General features: G+C 37.0%; 15 protein-coding genes. 9 read left to right on the plus strand and 6 right to left on the minus strand.

All coding sequences use genetic code 11. The features are described from left to right. Positions 1–7 precede the first annotated feature (7 nt). The 3 genes from ACFOOI_RS20375 to ACFOOI_RS20385 are packed head-to-tail and all read left to right on the plus strand — an operon-like array spanning position 8 to position 1,879. Positions 8–817 (plus strand): hypothetical protein, encoded by an 810-nt coding sequence (locus ACFOOI_RS20375; RefSeq protein WP_379839938.1) that lies wholly within the window; start codon positions 8–10, stop codon positions 815–817. Between the two features lie 5 nt (positions 818–822). Further along, positions 823–1,194, plus strand: coding sequence for a GntR family transcriptional regulator (locus ACFOOI_RS20380; RefSeq protein ID WP_379839939.1), 372 nt, complete (start codon positions 823–825; stop codon positions 1,192–1,194). A 1-nt stretch (position 1,195) separates the two neighbouring features. Continuing rightward, a complete protein-coding gene (locus ACFOOI_RS20385) occupies positions 1,196–1,879 on the plus strand; it encodes a GIN domain-containing protein (RefSeq protein WP_379839940.1) in 684 nt (227 codons plus the stop codon). 79 nt (positions 1,880–1,958) lie between these two features. Here ACFOOI_RS20385 and ACFOOI_RS20390 read toward each other — a convergent pair whose 3' ends face one another. The 3 genes from ACFOOI_RS20390 to ACFOOI_RS20400 all read right to left on the minus strand — a co-directional run bounded on the left by ACFOOI_RS20390 (position 1,959) and on the right by ACFOOI_RS20400 (position 4,539). Beyond that, on the minus strand, positions 1,959–2,708 hold the full coding sequence (locus ACFOOI_RS20390) for a LytR/AlgR family response regulator transcription factor (RefSeq protein WP_379839941.1): 750 nt from the start codon (positions 2,706–2,708) through the stop codon (positions 1,959–1,961). A gap of 5 nt (positions 2,709–2,713) precedes the next feature. Continuing rightward, positions 2,714–3,760, minus strand: a complete 1,047-nt coding sequence (locus ACFOOI_RS20395; protein ID WP_379839942.1) for a sensor histidine kinase — start codon at positions 3,758–3,760, stop codon at positions 2,714–2,716. Between the two features lie 137 nt (positions 3,761–3,897). Then, complete coding sequence (locus ACFOOI_RS20400) at positions 3,898–4,539, minus strand: histidine phosphatase family protein (protein WP_379839943.1); 642 nt, start codon at positions 4,537–4,539, stop codon at positions 3,898–3,900. 70 nt (positions 4,540–4,609) lie between these two features. Here ACFOOI_RS20400 and ACFOOI_RS20405 point away from each other — a divergent pair, with 70 nt between their 5' ends. The 3 genes from ACFOOI_RS20405 (at position 4,610) to ACFOOI_RS20415 (ending at position 6,906) form a co-directional block, all read left to right on the plus strand. Next, a complete protein-coding gene (locus ACFOOI_RS20405) occupies positions 4,610–5,026 on the plus strand; it encodes a hotdog fold thioesterase (RefSeq protein WP_379839944.1) in 417 nt (138 codons plus the stop codon). A gap of 55 nt (positions 5,027–5,081) precedes the next feature. Beyond that, complete coding sequence (locus ACFOOI_RS20410; protein ID WP_379839945.1) at positions 5,082–5,912, plus strand: porin family protein; 831 nt, start codon at positions 5,082–5,084, stop codon at positions 5,910–5,912. Positions 5,913–5,985: 73 nt separating this feature from the next. Then, entirely contained in the window at positions 5,986–6,906 is a 921-nt protein-coding gene (locus ACFOOI_RS20415) for a patatin-like phospholipase family protein (protein ID WP_379839946.1), read from the plus strand. On the opposite strand, the gene ACFOOI_RS20420 is transcribed toward ACFOOI_RS20415, so the two are convergent. Beyond that, the gene (locus tag ACFOOI_RS20420) at positions 6,893–8,062 is read right to left on the minus strand and encodes an MFS transporter (RefSeq protein ID WP_379839947.1); all 1,170 of its coding nucleotides are present in this window, start codon (positions 8,060–8,062) and stop codon (positions 6,893–6,895) included. The two genes, ACFOOI_RS20415 and ACFOOI_RS20420, sit on opposite strands and share 14 nt — an antisense overlap. Before the next feature lie 280 nt (positions 8,063–8,342). Further along, the gene (locus tag ACFOOI_RS20425; RefSeq protein ID WP_379839948.1) at positions 8,343–8,801 is read right to left on the minus strand and encodes a beta-carotene hydroxylase; all 459 of its coding nucleotides are present in this window, start codon (positions 8,799–8,801) and stop codon (positions 8,343–8,345) included. A gap of 100 nt (positions 8,802–8,901) precedes the next feature. Here ACFOOI_RS20425 and pafA point away from each other — a divergent pair, with 100 nt between their 5' ends. Further along, positions 8,902–10,524, plus strand: coding sequence for an alkaline phosphatase PafA (pafA, locus tag ACFOOI_RS20430; protein WP_379839949.1), 1,623 nt, complete (start codon positions 8,902–8,904; stop codon positions 10,522–10,524). A 309-nt stretch (positions 10,525–10,833) separates the two neighbouring features. Here pafA and ACFOOI_RS20435 read toward each other — a convergent pair whose 3' ends face one another. Next, positions 10,834–13,644, minus strand: a complete 2,811-nt coding sequence (locus tag ACFOOI_RS20435) for a M16 family metallopeptidase (RefSeq protein WP_379839950.1) — start codon at positions 13,642–13,644, stop codon at positions 10,834–10,836. Positions 13,645–14,006: 362 nt separating this feature from the next. Between ACFOOI_RS20435 and ACFOOI_RS20440 the strand changes: the two genes are divergently transcribed. Both ACFOOI_RS20440 and murA read left to right on the plus strand, forming a co-directional pair. Next, a complete protein-coding gene (locus tag ACFOOI_RS20440; RefSeq protein ID WP_379839951.1) occupies positions 14,007–14,714 on the plus strand; it encodes a DUF4290 domain-containing protein in 708 nt (235 codons plus the stop codon). 6 nt (positions 14,715–14,720) lie between these two features. Next, positions 14,721–16,025 (plus strand): UDP-N-acetylglucosamine 1-carboxyvinyltransferase, encoded by a 1,305-nt coding sequence (murA, locus tag ACFOOI_RS20445; protein WP_379839952.1) that lies wholly within the window; start codon positions 14,721–14,723, stop codon positions 16,023–16,025. Positions 16,026–16,174 lie beyond the last annotated feature (149 nt).

Raw genomic sequence — 16,174 nt, forward strand, 5'->3', positions numbered from 1 at the left:
AAAATATATGAAAGAATTATTTGGCTTTAAACGTTATATGAGCTTATTAAAAAAAATACTTTTTGAAAATCGTGTTTTTCTTTTTGGGTATAGTTTCATAGTTATTTTTTTAGAAGTAATGATATATTTTCTAAATGGGAATATATATCAACAAACAACTCAGCTTGGCATCTTTAGTCTCTTTATTATTTTAGTTTTAAGTCCTACTATACTAGTTAATTTTTTAATGAATGATTATAGTGATAAGAATAAGAGAATAGCTAATATTATGGTCCCTGTTTCACGGTTTGAGAATTGGTTGGTGATTTTTACTATTTGTTATTTGATATTTTTGCCAATACACATAATGATTTTAAAGTTTTTAGATACCGTATTTATAGATTATTACAGAGATTTGGCACTCCAGAGTAAAGATTTCAGTTTGAGTCAAATTGAAGAAAAGATTAAGTATCTGAGTTTTTATAAAGACTATAATGTGGGGATTTTATTTTTCGTAATGTCATTTTATTCTACTAGTATTTTTTTGATAGGCTCCTTAACTTTTAATAGTCTTTCATATTTCAAAACGGCCTTTATTTTTGTGCTTTTATATTTTTCAATTTTATACGCTACCAAGTATATAACGGATTATCTAATCGGTTCAAGTGTTACATTAAATTTCCCAAGCTTTGATGCTATAGTGAATTTGTCATCAGATCCAATTTATGTTAAAAATTCTGCTTTTTTGGCATTTACGATTAAATGGCTTCTTGCGGCTGTTATTCCTATTGTTTTGTGGTTGGTAGCTTTATTGAGATTTAAAGAAAAAGAAATTTAGTTACTATGGATTTTAAAGATAAACAAACTATTTATTTGCAAATAGGAGACTATGTTTTAGAACAAATTCTTCTAGGTGAATTACCAGCTGGAGATAAAGTTCCATCTATTCGGGAATTAGCTGTTCAGTTAGAAGTTAATCCGAATACTGTGCAGAGAACTTATGATTTCTTACAACAGATAGAGATTATTTCAACGAAAAGAGGAATTGGGTATTTCGTTAACGATGATGCCTTAGAGAAGATAATAGCATATAAAAAAGAACAATTTATAAATGTAGAGCTCCCTCATTTTTTCAGAAATATTCACCTATTAAATATAGATTTTGAAGAATTAAATGAAAGGTATAAAACTTACATTGGAAATAATTTTAAATAATATGAAACGAAGTTTTAAAATACTAATTAGCATCCCGCTAATTTTAATGGTTTTGTTTATAATCAATGCATTTTCTTTAAAAAGCAATTGGGATAAAACTGATAAGAAAGAGAAGTATTTGTCTTATAAAAAGCTTTATAATCAGCCTTTTAAATATATAAAGACATATGCTAAAAGTGGAGGGTATGGTAAGGTTTATATTGAATATGATACTAAAGGTCAAGTGTACATATCAAATAGTTGGGAAGATAAAGTTAGAGTTTCAATTAAAAATGACACTTTAAATATTGAGTTTTTAAATATTCCAAAAGGAGGTTTCGAAGGTGATAACTTAGATAAAATGGTTATTGTAACAAACCCTGATTTGAAAAGTATAGAATCAAACAATGTTTCTATAGAAATTGAAAACTTAACTCAGGATTATCTAACCTTACGTGGAAATGGTTATGGAGGGTTTGAGTTTTTATCAATGAATGTGAAAAATTTAGATATTGACTTAGATGAAAATTCATCTTGTAATTTTTTCTTAAAAAAAATACAGTATTTAAACGCTATAAAAGGAAACATAAAAGGGAAGGCATCATTAAATATTAGAGTGCTTTTTCCAGAGAAAATCGAAATTAAAAATGGTCCAGAAACCGGATTGGAATTGAATGGGGCTACTCTAAATCTTCTAAATAAATAATAGCCAAAATCTATAAAAAAGGGCTCTCGGTTTTGCAAATTATCGAGAGCCCTTTATATAAGTTAACTATCGTCTTTTATCACAAACTCATCAAGTCTTTGAACTTAATGGCTTGGCGTCTTGAGATTTCTATCTTTTCTATTTGAGTTGTTTTTTCTCCGTTTTTGAGAGTTACCAATAGGCCACCCGAAAACCAAGGCTCTATTTTTTCTACCCATTGCAGGTTAATTATGTGCTTTCTGTTGGCTCTGAAATAGTTTTTAGGGTCAAGCCTTTCTTCCAAACTATTCAAAGACTTCAAAATCATGGGTTTTTGGTCTTCAAAATGTAGCCTAACGTAGTTACCCATTGACTCAAAAAGTCTAACAGTTCCTAGTTTTACAAACCAACATTTTTCGCCGTCTTTCACAAAAACCTGATCGTTTTCGGTTAGATAGTTGTGGTTCGCCACATTGGTTTGCACCTGCGTAGCTTTCTTAAACTCTTCTTCTACTTTCAAAATCGCTTCCGCTAGCCTAGCAGAATCAATCGGTTTCATGAGATAGTCGAGAGCATTATATTCAAAAGCCTTTAGGGCGTATTCGTCGTAGGCGGTGGTAAAAATTACCTCGGGCACGCGATCTTCTAAAACCTCCAAAAGCTCGAAACCGTTTTTGCCTGGCATCTGTATATCCAAAAATAGCAAGTCGGGCTGGTGTTCCTCAATGAGTTCAATGGCTTCGTCTGCATTAGCAGCTTCTGCCACAATATTAATTCTTGGAAAATCTTCCAATAGCCTCTTAAGTTCATTTCGGGCTAGTCTTTCGTCGTCAACAATAATAGCATTCATATTTTTTAAATAATAGGTATTTTAATAATGGCACAAACCACCAGGCTGTCTTCTTGAAATATATCGAAAATGGCTTTATTGTGGTATAATATTTTTAATCTTTTTTGTGTGTTAGTTAGGCCAAAACCACCGTCTTCGTTTGTGTTTTCGGTGTTTCTAAGGGTTCCGGTATTTCTGATTTTTATCCATAAAAAACCTTCCGAAATCTGTGTGAAAATCTCCACAAAACCCCATCTGCTGGCTTTTTGTACACCGTGTTTTATCGCGTTTTCTACCAAAGTTTGTAACATCATAGGTGGCACCTGTACCGAAAGCGATGCGGGCTCTATTTGCCACTTTATTTGCAGCCGCTCTTCGTAGCGTATTTTTTCAAGCTCGAGGTAGTCTTCTATGGTTTTTAGCTCTTCTTTCAGCGAAATGGTCGTTTTTCTGTCCGCCACCAAGGCACTTCTCAAAATGTTTGATAGCTGTGTAATTCCTTTTTGTGCAATAGATGGGTCCTCCAAAATCAAAGCCCTAATGCTGTTTAGGGCATTAAACATAAAATGTGGATTTATTTGAGCACGCAAAATTTTGGCTTCCGAGGCTTCTATCGATGCCTGTAGTTTTATTCGCTCTACTGCGTCATTCCTTCGCTCGTTGGTATAGGCATAAAATATATAAATTAATACCCAAATGAGCACTGGTTTACTAAAATTGACCACATAAATGAGGTCTTTGATTAACCAATTAAGTTTGCTTGTGTCTATCAGGGTCTCATCAAGGGTGATATTGACTGCGGCTAGGAGGGAAGTAATGATAAAAACACTCAATGCACTTCTGATAATCAGTTGCGGTATGGTGAGTTTTATCCAGTTATAATTTTTAAATATGATTCTAAAAAAATGGGTCAGGGAGATACCCACCATAATGTTTATAAGCGAGCTAAAAATTAGGTCTTCAAGCTCCTGATAGTCGAAATTGAATATCATCAGATAGTCTATAAACTGAGATAACGTATAAAACGTCCATCCCAAGACCTGAAATATCCAATACGACTGCTTAAAGTTCATCTATATTTTTTCTTCAAAGCTATTTTAAAATTTCCTTTAAATTAGAAATAAAATGATTTGTGGAAAAAATCTAAGCTAAAAGGAATATATACAGTTTGGGTAAACCTCTATTTAGGGGTAGTGCCATTTGCTTTTATTTAACCAATCAAGTTTGATTTAACCTCCAAGTGGCTGCTGTCATTGCTCACCAAAATCTCGAATGATTGCGTTTCGTATGAATATTCTAAAAGGTATAGGCAGGTGTTAGTATGGGCAAATCGGTCCATAGTAGAAAGCTCACTTTGGGTAATATGCGAAAGCAAAATTCTCATAGCTCTGCCGTGCATGGCCACCAATATTAGGTCTTCCTCAGCATTAGCAAGTATTTTTTCTAAGCCTACTTTTTGTCTTTCTACCACTTGCTCAGGGCTTTCTCCGCCTTCGGCAGCTCGGTGGGTTTCGCCCTTTGCCCAACTTTCAAGTAAGTCGGCGTAGAGTACATCGTCTTTCGAGTTTGGTATTCTACCTTCTTTTTCGCCCCAGCTGATCTCGTTTAGTTCGGGAAGTTGCTCGTGCGGAATACCTTTTTCTAGAAAATGAACAACCGTTTGGTGTGTTCGTTTAAGTGCCGAAGTATATATTTTTTGAAAAGGAATTTCGGCATATTTCTTAAAAAACTCAAAAGCTTGCTGTTGGCCAGTTTCATTTAAGTCTGAATCCACACCGCTGCCTTGTACTATCCCTAATTTATTATACTCAGTTTCTCCGTGTCTTATTAGATAAATTAATTTTTTGCTCATTTCTTTGTTTTACCTTTGATAAAGGAGGGATTGTTTTTTAAAAAATTTTGGCAAAAATAAGAATATAAAAATGTTTAAACGCGAAATGACCCTACAAAATCTCAATGAGATTGGTAAAGGTAATATGGTGGAGTATTTAGGAATAGAATTTACTGAGATTGGGCCTGATTATTTGGTGGCCAAAATGCCGGTGGATCACCGCACGAGACAACCATTTGGCATATTACACGGTGGAGCATCTGTGGTTTTAGCCGAATCTATGGGTAGTTTGGCTTCATTTTTGTCATTGGACCCAAATTCTACTCAAAAACCAGTAGGATTAGAAATTAACGCCAATCACCTCAAGGCCTCAAAAAGTGGATGGGTGTATGGGAAAGTGCTTCCTATACACATTGGTAGCCGCACACACGTGTGGGAAATTCAGATTTCAGATGAAAACCAAAAACGAGTTTGTGTAAGTAGAATCACCGTAATGATAATTGATTAAAATGATACCTTTGGCTCAGTTTTTGCAGGAAAAGTTTGAAAGAAATCTCTCAAAAATGCGTAAAACTCTACTGTTAATAAGTCTTTTTTTATCCAAAATGGCATTCTCTCAAGTTGTTGAGTCAGACAGTGTCAGAAAATCGATGGTGGCGGATACAAGTATAGCAGAACCCATGCTACTTGAAAAGCCCGACTTGAGTGTTTTTGATACGCTGAGCTACGCTGAAGAGTATAAAAGAGACATTTGGAGATTTACGATTGGCGTAAGAGGCGGCCTTAGCAGAGGTAGATATACGCTTCAGGAAGAAACTATTAACAAAGTAGGCTCTACGGGATTGCCCGTACTAGACGAAAACGGGAAGGTTGTAAAAAATAGATTTATCAATAATGCAACTTTCAATTCGGGCTATAATGTAGGTTTGGTTTTTAGGTTTGTCAGAGGCTCATTTTATACCCAACCCGAAATCGGTTTTTCGCAAAAAGCAGGTAGGTTTGATATTCTAAACAATGACGGCAGTTTATACAAAAGGGTAAATGGAAAGATTAATGCCATCGATATTCCAATATTGGTCGGTATTAGGTTTAGAGATGCCCGATTCTTTTTTGGTCCAACTGTAAACTTCGCTTACAAAATGAATAGCGAAATGAAATCAGCCCTAAAAGAATACACTCAAGAAAGTAAGCTAAACCACGAGTTTTTTACGAGGCCCATCATGAACTTTATGGTAGGCTTAGGTTTTGAGTTTAAAAACATGTTTTTTGACCTCAGATACGAAAAAGGCCTAAACTCTTACACCCAAGAAACCCTCGGTTCTTCTAACTCGCCAGCACCATTTAAACTTTTGGTCGATGGTATTCACCTCAATATCGGGTTTTTAAAGAAATAATGAGGGATTTGTGGCTCAAAATGGCGAGTTTTAGATAAACTCTGTTATTTTTGAATAAAACAAAACGTATTAGATGAAAGCATTGGTTCTTGGTGGAGGTTCGTTAAAAGGTGCATGGCAGGTAGGGGCTATTCAAGCCGTTTTAGAAAAGGGCTTTAAGCCCGAAATGATTTATGGAATTTCTGCAGGAGCTCTCAATTCCGCCTTCATGGCAAACGAAGCAGGAAATCAAATGATTGCCAATAATAGCATAAACTGGGACACCGTAAATAAAAAACTACTCAGTTTTTGGATAGAAAACATCACACGTCCTCAAGACATTGGCATTCTAAAATCTAAATGGATGCTAGGTATTGATACCATTTTATCTCGTTTTGATGGCCTTTTAGATACCAATCCCTTACACGAAAAACTCCGAAAATACCTTAACTTAACGGTTCTCAGGCGAAGCCCAGTAAAATTAAAAGTTGGGGCTGTTAATATCAACACCGGTGTTATGCATTACGCAGACCCGTTGGAGCAGCACTTTCTTGACTATCTACGAGCGTCAAGTTCTTTACCCATTATTATGCCGGGTATTCCAATTGGGGGCGATCACAAAAACGTGTATTTAGATGGAGGTTTGCGTGAGGTTGTGCCCATCCGCCAGGCCATTGCAGACGGTGCCACAGAGATTTACGCCATTGCTACTCACCCTAAGCATAAAGACATGAAACCAATAAACTACAGAAGTTTTTTGTCTTTAATAGACCGTATCAAAGACATTTCGGTAAACCAACTTGAAAATAACGATATAGAGTGGGCAGAAAACTATAACGAAAACCTGATAAGTGTAGGAGGCTTTTATCTGAATAAAAAAATAAAATTGACGGTCATAAGACCTGACTATTCAATTGATATTAAGCTTACCGATTTTACTTCGAATGATATTAAAAAAATTATCAAAGAAGGCTACGAAACCGCCTATTTGCAACTTAATACTAAAAAAGCATAACTTTTTTGGAGTTGTAAACCCAAACGGCCGCAAGTATTGATATTATGCCGAAAGCAATGGGCAACGATAGCGATTCCGAAATAAAGCCAATCAAAACCGGACCAAACAAAAAGCCGCCCATGGCGAATGTATTCATCAAAGCCAACCCTGAGCCTTTGGCCATGTTTGGTACTCTAGCTGCACTGGCGTAAAGTATAGGAGCACCACAAGAAACGCCCGCACCTACCAAAGCAAATCCCAAAATAGAAGTAAACGTATATGGCAAGAAAATAGCGATGAGAAGTCCCAGTACGGCTATTCCGCCTCCATATATCAAGATATTATTCGGCCCAAAACGAGGAATGATTTTGTCGCCACTGAACCTGCCGATGGCCATAAAAAACGAATAGCCAGCCAGTCCCCAGCCTTCAAATATCCGATTGGTATGTACGATGTCTCGCATGTAAACGGCCGTCCAGTCTGTCATGGAGCCTTCGGTGATGTTTATACAAACCCCGATAATAATCATCAAAAGAAAATTGCCCGTCGGAAAAGCAAATCGCGTCATTTTAATGTCTGGCGAAGTTTCCGTCACTTCGTCTTCAATAGTTAAAATGGTGTTTTTTATAAAGAAAAAAGCCGCCACCATAATGGCCGAAAAACCAAGCATATAAAACCCCGGCACTACGCCCATACCTCCAAAAAAACTAGAGCCAATACTGCCTAGCATCAAACCTAAGCTAAACATGCCGTGGCAAGTGCTCATTATTTTAATATGAAACTTATGTTCAATCGCATTTACGCAGGTGTTCATGGCTACGTTTGTAATCGCTATGCTGGTGCCACAGATGTATAGTCCAAATGCAAAAAGCCATAGGTTACTGATGTTTAAAAGTGCTCCAAATGCCACAATAACCAATATGTAGCCACTCAAAGTGGCTTTTTGCATGCCAAGTTTTCGAACCAAGGCCGCGGCCACAGGGTTCATACTCAGAGCACCGAGTGGTAAACTCAACAGCAAAATGCCAAGTTTGGCGTCATCAAGTGAAAAACTCTGTTTTACAAACGGAATAAACGTGGCCCAGCTGCCTATCATCGTGCCCAATGCTATAAAAACTACTCCTATAGAATAGCTCTTTACATTGCCTAAAAAATCTTTGGTTATATGCGAAAACATATCGTGGTTTTGATTACGTCGCAAAATTAGAACTTTTAAGTTTAAAAGAACCAATGCCTCCTGCTAGTTTGAGTGCAATTTCTATTTCAGAAAAAATAAGTTGGTTTGATTAAAAAATATAACGGAATAGTATAATTAAACTCAAAAAACGCTATTTAGCTAATCTGCTTTTTTGAGTTAGGTTTCCTTAAATCAGAAAAATATCTTGGGATAATAAACAAAAAAAAACACACCAAATAATCAAATTTGATGTGTACTATACTTTCTCAAAATTCCTTAATCAATCTTTTTTCTTTGGTTCAAATTTTTTGGGGGCATACAAAAAGCCAAACGCCTCAGCACCTTCTTTAGAGTGTACTTTGTGGTGTATGTAGTGAGCATGCATGATACGTTTCATATAAGACGACTTAGCCGAATATTTAAATTTTATTCTTCTATGAACTATCAAATCATGAAACACAAAATAGGAGAGGCCATACGCACTGACACCAATGCCAATATAGGTCAAATACCAAAACTCACGGTTTAAGTCACCATAAATAATCGTAAAAATGGCAATACTACTAAACACCACGGCGTAATAGTCGTTTTTTTCAAAAAAACCTTTGTGGTGGTTGTGGTGGTCTTTGTGCCATTTCCAGCCAAAACCGTGCATTATGTATTTGTGGGTAAACCATGCAGTGCCCTCCATTATTAAAAAAGTAACGATTACTATTCCTACTCTGATTAAAATATCCATATGTCAAATTTATAACAAATTAATAACAATGCTTTACGCTAAAAGTTTATAATTTTCTATTTTTTAAAGGTACTTTTGTTGAAATTAATACTTCTCAAATATGAAAATTAAAATTCTAGGATTGCTGCTGTTGGCCAGCACCAGCATTTTCGCTCAAAAGAAAAAAGTAGAACTCACTAAACCAAAGTTAGTGGTAGGGATAGTTGTAGACCAAATGAGATACGACTATTTGTATAGATTTTATGATAAATACTCAGACAACGGCCTCAAAAGGCTCATGAACGACGGCTTTAACTGTCGCAACAATCATTATCACTACGCATCTACTGTCACTGGTCCGGGTCACGCACATATATATACGGGCTCTTCGCCAGCTATCAGCGGTATAGTGGGCAATGAGTGGCACGACAAAGTTGAAAACAAAGACCATTATGTGGTAGATGACTCTACTGTAAATATCGTGGGAGACGGTAGACCAAACAACGGCAAAATGTCGCCAAATAACCTAAAAGTTACTACCATAACGGATCAGCTTCGCATAGCTTCTCAGTTTAATTCCAAAGTTATCGGTGTGGCAATCAAAGACAGAGGATCTATACTTCCGGCTGGGCACACTGGTATGGCGTATTGGTATGATGCCTACTCAGGAAACTGGATTACAAGTGATTATTACCAAAAAGAGTTGCCAACTTGGGTAACTAAGTTTAATGCTCAAAAACTACCCGAAACCTACATAGCCAAAGGTTGGGAAACACTTAGGCCTATTGAATCTTATGTAGAAACCGAAGCCGATGACCAGCCTTATGAGGCGACCATTTCGGGAGAGCCAAAGGCCGTTTTTCCTCACAAAATCACCATGGCGAGCATTGCGTCGTCATATTATGGAAACGAATTAACAAAGAAATTTGCCCTTGCTGCATTTGATGCCGAAAACTTAGGTAGAGGTGCTTATACTGACTTTTTGGCTGTGAGTTTTTCTACGCCAGACTATGTAGGCCATGCTTTTGGACCACAATCAAAAGAAATCGAAGATGTTTATATTAGATTTGACCTCGATATTGCCGAAATTCTGAATCACCTTGATGCCACATTAGGCAAAGGCACGTATTCGGTATTTCTTAGTGCTGACCACGGAGTTGCTGAGATTCCTTCTTTTTTAAGAAAGCATAACATCAACTCGGGTTTATTTACGGGTTCAGATATGCAGAAAAAAGCCGAAGCGGCACTAGTAGCTAAGTTTGGCGAAGGAAAATACATCGAAGCTTCAGATAACTATCAGTTGTATTTAAACCACAAAACGCTGAAAAGTAAAAAACTGACAACTACAGATGCACTCGAAGCTGTAAAAGAAGTTTTAGAAAAAGAAGACGGAATTTATACGGTTGTAGACATTTCGAAAGGAGATTTCGGTTCAATACCGACTTATTACAAAGAGAAACTAAATACGATTTACAACCCAAAAAGAAGTGGAGAATTGATGGTTTTGGTAGAGCCAGCGTGGTTTAGTGGCTACACCAAAGGTACTACTCATGGCACCATGTACGCTTATGACACACATGTACCGCTACTTTTATACGGCTGGGGAATCAAAAAGGGTGAAACCACAAAAAACACTTACATTTCTGACATCGCACCTACTATCGCACAGTTGTTAAAGATTTTGGAGCCAAACGGAAACATCGGGAAACCGGTTTCAGAAGCACTTAAAAAATCTAAGAAGTAATTTTAAATAAGCAAAAAAGAGGTTGTTTTTTTAATTAAAGACAACCTCTTTTTTTATGTATAAACCTTAGTATTTATTGGGCAGCGGCCAGGCTTTCGCCACTCGCTCTTTATAGTCTGCGATTGCAGCCCATAAAGGAGCTCAAACATTGGCTCTATCCTTGCTGCAAGTAGGACTTGAATTAGTATTTTACGGTACTTTAAAAGCTCTTTGGAACGCTTCAGAATCTTTTTTTATATAGTTACTCCGTACAAAAAAAGCACTTCGGCTTTTGACCAAAGTGCTTTTCAATATTCTAAAAATCAGGTTTTACTTTTTATCCTCAGGTAATAAAATCACTTTTATCATATCCTTTCCAGACATATATTTTTGAGCTGTTTCTTTTGTGCTCTGAATGCTAAGTTTGTCAAGAAGTTTTCCTTCTTCCAAAATAGACTTAACATCTTCTCCTTTTTGATATTTATCAGCAAGTTCATTTAACCAGAAATCGTTGCTTTTTAAGTCAGACTGGAAATCTAGCTTTTGCTTGGCCACAAACTTGTCAATGTCTACCTGTGTAGCACCGCTAGCCTTAAATTTCTCAATCTCGGCCAATGTAAGAGCCACCAGTTTGTCTACGTTTGCAGGAGAGCATCCAAACCCAATTCTAAACTGATATCTTGGTGAAGGTACTCTGCTTGCACTTCCTCTCACATATGGCGAGTATACGCCGCCTTCTTCTTCTCTAAGTTTTTCGGTAAGCTTAATGTTCAATATATCTCCAAGAGCCTGAATATTAAGTTCCTCTAAGTCAGACGGTTTGTAAGTTCCAGACACCAAAAGCGTAACTGTTGCTTTATCTTCTGTACCTTTTTTAACCACTTTGGTTACTTGTCCGCTTGGTGGATTAACGTTTCTGTCTACAAACTTCTCTTTTTTGTTTGCAGTTTTTAAACCTCCCAAGTAGGTAGCCAATAACGGCTTGATAGTTTCCACATCGAAGTTTCCAACAAAAGTGAACTCAAAATCTGAAGCATCGCTAAATCTTTCATTGAATATTTTCAATGCTTTCTCCGCGTCCACAGTTCCAAATTTCTCAGACGACATCGGCATTCCTCTGTAATTGTAGTTGGCAGTTACGGCTTGTAGCGTATCTCTGTATACTTTCTCTGGAGGAGAGCTTTTTTCCATGCTCTCAAGGAAACCTTTTTGGTTAGTCATAAAACCTTTTACAGCGTCAGCGTCTAACTTGTTATTCGTAAATCTACTGTAAATCATCTGTAAAGCAGTTTCGAAATCTTTTACAGAAGAAGAACCCACAATTACCTCAGAATTGCCACCTACTATGGCGTTTACTTGGGCAATTTTGCCAGACATAAACTTGCCTAACTGAGTGGCTTTGTAGTTACCAAGTCCACTAACTTCGGCTACTGCACTTGCCACTGAGGCATTCATTAGCGATGCGTTGTCATATAGCGACTGACCACCCCAGCTGTTTGCTCTAAATTTAATTTCGTCGTTTTTAAAGTCAGTTGGCTTAAGGTTTACTTTTACACCGTTCTCAAAAACTATCTCAGTAACACCTACAGCGTCTACTTTTTTAGTTGATTTTATTTTACCAGCTTTAGGCATTACAGGTATCAAAGGCTCATCAAGGGTTTCGTCTACATAAGCTGTAACGGTAGAACCTGTGTTATCCAACAATGCTTTCAGGTTTTCAGCAGCAGGAAGTTTGTCTTTGTCTTTTTCAGAACCCATCAAAGCCAAAACTCTATTTTCCTTTGTAATAAGTTTTTTAACCGTCTGGTTTACTTCATCTAGGCTAATGCCATCTAAATACTGATTGATAAACTCAAGGTCAAACGCCTCGTTGGTCATCACTACATCATTTAAAAAGCAACTTACGAGTTCATCTACGTATCTTTCAGATGCAGTTTTATCTTTTTCGTTAAACTGTTTTTCTGCAGCCGTTTTTATAGAAAGTTTAGCTCTTTGTAGCTCAGTATCGGTAAATCCAAACTTAGAAGCACGCTCGTTTTCATCCAAAACCGCGATAAGGGCTTTTTCTACGTCAGCACCTTTTGCTACTGCCAACACCGTAAGGGCATCTAAGTTTCCAAGGAAAGAACCGTAGTTACTAGCACCATATACAAACGGAGGATCCGCTTTTTGAAGTTGCTCTTGTAATCTTTGGCCAATCATGTCATTAAACAACGAACGAATAATCTTATCTCTACGATTTTGACCCGTAATTTCTTTTTGTTCCGGTTGGAAATAATATAGCTGAATGATGTTATAAGGCTGCTCTTTGTCTGTGATGACAACGGCCTCAGTACCCCCTTTAAGCGGTACTTCGTAAATAATTCTAGATTTTGGACTTTCAGCTTTTGGAATACTTCCAAAATATTTTTGAATCATTGCTTCCATTACTGCAGGGTCAAAATCACCTATTGCAATTACTGACTGAAGATCCGGTCTGTACCAATCTTTGTGGAAGTTTCGGATAGTTTCGTAAGGAGCATTTTGAATGATAGAATCAAGACCAATCGGTAGGCGAGAAGCATACTTTGATCCTCTGAATATGACAGGCAGCAAAGTAGCCTGCATACGTGTTTGAGCACCTTTTCGTAGTCTTGCTTCTTCTAACACTACGCCTCTTTCTTTGTCTATTTCAGAGCCCTCTAGGGTAGCTTGGCTAGCCCAGTCCGAAAGCACCATCATAAATTTCTCTAGTTTTGCTAATGTATCCGTAGGTACAGGAAGCATATAAACCGTTTCGTCAAAACTGGTGTAGGCATTTAAGTCTGCCCCGAACTTGATACCGCTTTTTTCAAGGAAGTTCACAAGCTCGTTTTTAGGGAAGTTTTTAGTTCCGTTAAACTGCATGTGCTCTAAAAAGTGAGCAAGTCCCCTTTGGTTGTCTTCTTCTAAAATAGATCCCGCTTTTACCACTAATCGTAGTTGAGCTCGGTTTTTAGGCTCTACATTTTTTTTAATGTAATAAGTCATCCCGTTGCTCAGTGTTCCTTTTTTTACGGCAGGATCCATGGGCAAATTAGCATTAAGGTCGATTTTCTGGGCATATAACCATTGTGTGGAGACCAAGATCAAAAGACCAAGAATTCGAAGTTGTTTTTTCATAAAAAAGTATATGTTTGTGTTAAAAATTGAGAATGCAATATAAAAAAGTTAATTTTAGTATATAACAAAAAATGTTAAACTCTGTTTAAATAAGGAGAAGCGGTAAGTTAAGTTTATGAATTTTATTTAGGTGAAAAACGGAACTATATGCACAAAATTTTAGATGTAAACTTATTTTTATTTTTATAACCATAAAAATGTTTAATTTTGTGTGTTTTAAAACCAGTTTCTACTTTTCGAAATTTGTACATTCTTCTATCACAATACTGATTTCTAGTGTTTAGGTTTTAATTTAAGAATCACTTTTACCTGTTGTAAATGAAGTTTAATTCTTCAACTCCTACGTAAGGACAAGAAAAAATATGAAAGAATACGGTAGTAATATCGCAAAGCTCGTAGAGCATCTTGTGTCTATTCCTGATATGGATAAGCGTACCAAACACGCCCACATCTTAATCGAATTGATGCGTCAGATACATCCTCAAATGCGAGACGGAGCAGATTATAGCAAAAAACTTTGGGATGATTTGTATATCATGGCCAATTTTGATTTGGAGGTAGATAGCCCTTTTCCGCCACCTCCAAAGGAGATTTTAGGAAAAAAACCTGCCCAAATACCTTACTCACAAAACAGACTTCGCCATAGGTTTTATGGTAGAAATGTAGAGATTTTGGTATTGAAAGCCATGATGGCCGATACTTTTGAGGAGCGTAAAGCTTTTGTAAGTTATTTGGTTAAGCTAATGAAGTCTTTCTTCCTAAACTGGAACAAAGATACCATAGAAACTCCGGCGTGTCTAAATCAGATATTGGAGCTTTCGGGTGGTAAACTCAAAGCGGAAATCGATGACCTTAGAGCCAATGGCTTAATAGAAGATGCCAATCCTAAAGATGGAAGCGGCTTTAGACAAAAGCAGCCTTCCCAAAGTTATAACACTCGCCCTGACAGGGGAGGAGAAAGAGGTGGAAATGAGCGAAGAAGCGGTAATAGCAGGCCATTTAACTCGAGAAATGGATCTCCCTCAAACAACAAAAATAGATTTAACAATAACCGAAGAAGACCACAGTAATAATATATGTCATCGTTTAAAATAGTTGGAGGCAAAAAACTTAAAGGAGAGTTAGTACCTCAAGGAGCCAAAAATGAGGCCCTACAAATTTTATGTGCTGTTTTGCTAACCAAAGAAGCAGTTGAAATTCATAACATTCCCAACATCAGAGATGTAAACAAACTCATGGAGTTGCTCGAAGATATGGGTGTCAAAAGATCAAAAATAGGTGATGGTGCATATAGATTTGAAGCTGATGATGTAAAATTTGAGTTTTTCGAAACACAAGAATATAAAAATAAAGCGGCTGAGCTTAGAGGTTCGGTTATGCTATTGGGGCCCATGCTTGGTAGATTTGGTAGAGGTAAAGCACCTAAGCCAGGCGGTGACAAAATAGGAAGAAGACCTTTAGATACGCACTTTATCGGTTTCCAAAAACTAGGAGCTGAATTTTCGTATGACCAAGGGGACTCGTTTTATACCATAGACGGTTCTAAAATGAAAGGCTCGTATATCTGGATGGAAGAAATTTCGGTGACTGGTACTGCAAATGTATTGATGGCAGCGGTTTTAACTCCAGGTACCACTACTATCTACAATGCTGCTTGTGAACCATATTTACAGCAGTTATGCAAGATGTTGGTTCGTATGGGAGCCAAAATCCAAGGTATTGGTTCTAATTTATTGGTTATAGAAGGTGTAGAAGAATTGGGCGGTTGCTCACACACGATGCTTCCTGATATGATTGAAATCGGTAGTTTTATAGGATTGGCTGCTATGACAGAATCTGAAATTACGATTAAAAACTGTCAGATAGCCGAACTTGGTATTATTCCAGATACATTTAAAAAATTGGGGATTCAGATGGAATTCCGTGGTGATGATATTCATATTCCAGCACAGAAGAATTACGAAATCAGCACTTTGATAGACGGCAGTATTTTGACTATTTACGATGCTCCGTGGCCAGGATTTACACCAGATTTGATTTCGATTATTTTAGTGACAGCCATTCAGGCCAAAGGTACGGTATTGGTTCATCAAAAAATGTTTGAATCGAGATTGTTCTTCACAGACAAATTGATTGACATGGGTGGTCAAATCATACTTTGTGACCCACACAGAGCAACTGTAGTTGGTCTAAACAAAGAAAAAAGCTTAAGAGGAATCCGAATGACTTCTCCTGATATTAGAGCAGGGGTAGCCTTGCTAATAGCGGCACTTTCGGCAAACGGCACAAGTGTTATTGATAACATTGAGCAAATAGACAGAGGCTATCAAAACATAGACGCAAGACTAAACGCCATAGGAGCAGAGATAATCAGAATCTAACTAGCACCAGCAGTTTTTAAAAATATACCGATACCCCGCTTTTTTGAGTGGGGTATTTTTGTGTTAAAAAATCACAAAGAAATAGATTTAATCGGTCTGGTAAAACATAATAATTTACCAAAGTGACTTAAATTGAGTCAAAATGTCTA

This window comes from Lacihabitans lacunae (assembly GCF_042649125.1).
Taxonomy (GTDB): domain Bacteria; phylum Bacteroidota; class Bacteroidia; order Cytophagales; family Spirosomataceae; genus Leadbetterella; species Leadbetterella lacunae.

What these genes read in the sequence shown, in the direction of transcription:
- ACFOOI_RS20375 (WP_379839938.1), top strand. Translation starts at nt 8, where the DNA reads ATGAAAGAATTATTTGGCTTTAAACGTTATATGAGCTTATTAAAAAAA.
- ACFOOI_RS20380 (WP_379839939.1), top strand. Translation starts at nt 823, where the DNA reads ATGGATTTTAAAGATAAACAAACTATTTATTTGCAAATAGGAGACTAT.
- ACFOOI_RS20385 (WP_379839940.1), top strand. Translation starts at nt 1,196, where the DNA reads ATGAAACGAAGTTTTAAAATACTAATTAGCATCCCGCTAATTTTAATG.
- ACFOOI_RS20390 (WP_379839941.1), bottom strand. Translation starts at nt 2,708, where the DNA reads ATGAATGCTATTATTGTTGACGACGAAAGACTAGCCCGAAATGAACTT.
- ACFOOI_RS20395 (WP_379839942.1), bottom strand. Translation starts at nt 3,760, where the DNA reads ATGAACTTTAAGCAGTCGTATTGGATATTTCAGGTCTTGGGATGGACG.
- ACFOOI_RS20400 (WP_379839943.1), bottom strand. Translation starts at nt 4,539, where the DNA reads ATGAGCAAAAAATTAATTTATCTAATAAGACACGGAGAAACTGAGTAT.
- ACFOOI_RS20405 (WP_379839944.1), top strand. Translation starts at nt 4,610, where the DNA reads ATGTTTAAACGCGAAATGACCCTACAAAATCTCAATGAGATTGGTAAA.
- ACFOOI_RS20410 (WP_379839945.1), top strand. Translation starts at nt 5,082, where the DNA reads ATGCGTAAAACTCTACTGTTAATAAGTCTTTTTTTATCCAAAATGGCA.
- ACFOOI_RS20415 (WP_379839946.1), top strand. Translation starts at nt 5,986, where the DNA reads ATGAAAGCATTGGTTCTTGGTGGAGGTTCGTTAAAAGGTGCATGGCAG.
- ACFOOI_RS20420 (WP_379839947.1), bottom strand. Translation starts at nt 8,062, where the DNA reads ATGTTTTCGCATATAACCAAAGATTTTTTAGGCAATGTAAAGAGCTAT.
- ACFOOI_RS20425 (WP_379839948.1), bottom strand. Translation starts at nt 8,801, where the DNA reads ATGGATATTTTAATCAGAGTAGGAATAGTAATCGTTACTTTTTTAATA.
- pafA (WP_379839949.1), top strand. Translation starts at nt 8,902, where the DNA reads ATGAAAATTAAAATTCTAGGATTGCTGCTGTTGGCCAGCACCAGCATT.
- ACFOOI_RS20435 (WP_379839950.1), bottom strand. Translation starts at nt 13,644, where the DNA reads ATGAAAAAACAACTTCGAATTCTTGGTCTTTTGATCTTGGTCTCCACA.
- ACFOOI_RS20440 (WP_379839951.1), top strand. Translation starts at nt 14,007, where the DNA reads ATGAAAGAATACGGTAGTAATATCGCAAAGCTCGTAGAGCATCTTGTG.
- murA (WP_379839952.1), top strand. Translation starts at nt 14,721, where the DNA reads ATGTCATCGTTTAAAATAGTTGGAGGCAAAAAACTTAAAGGAGAGTTA.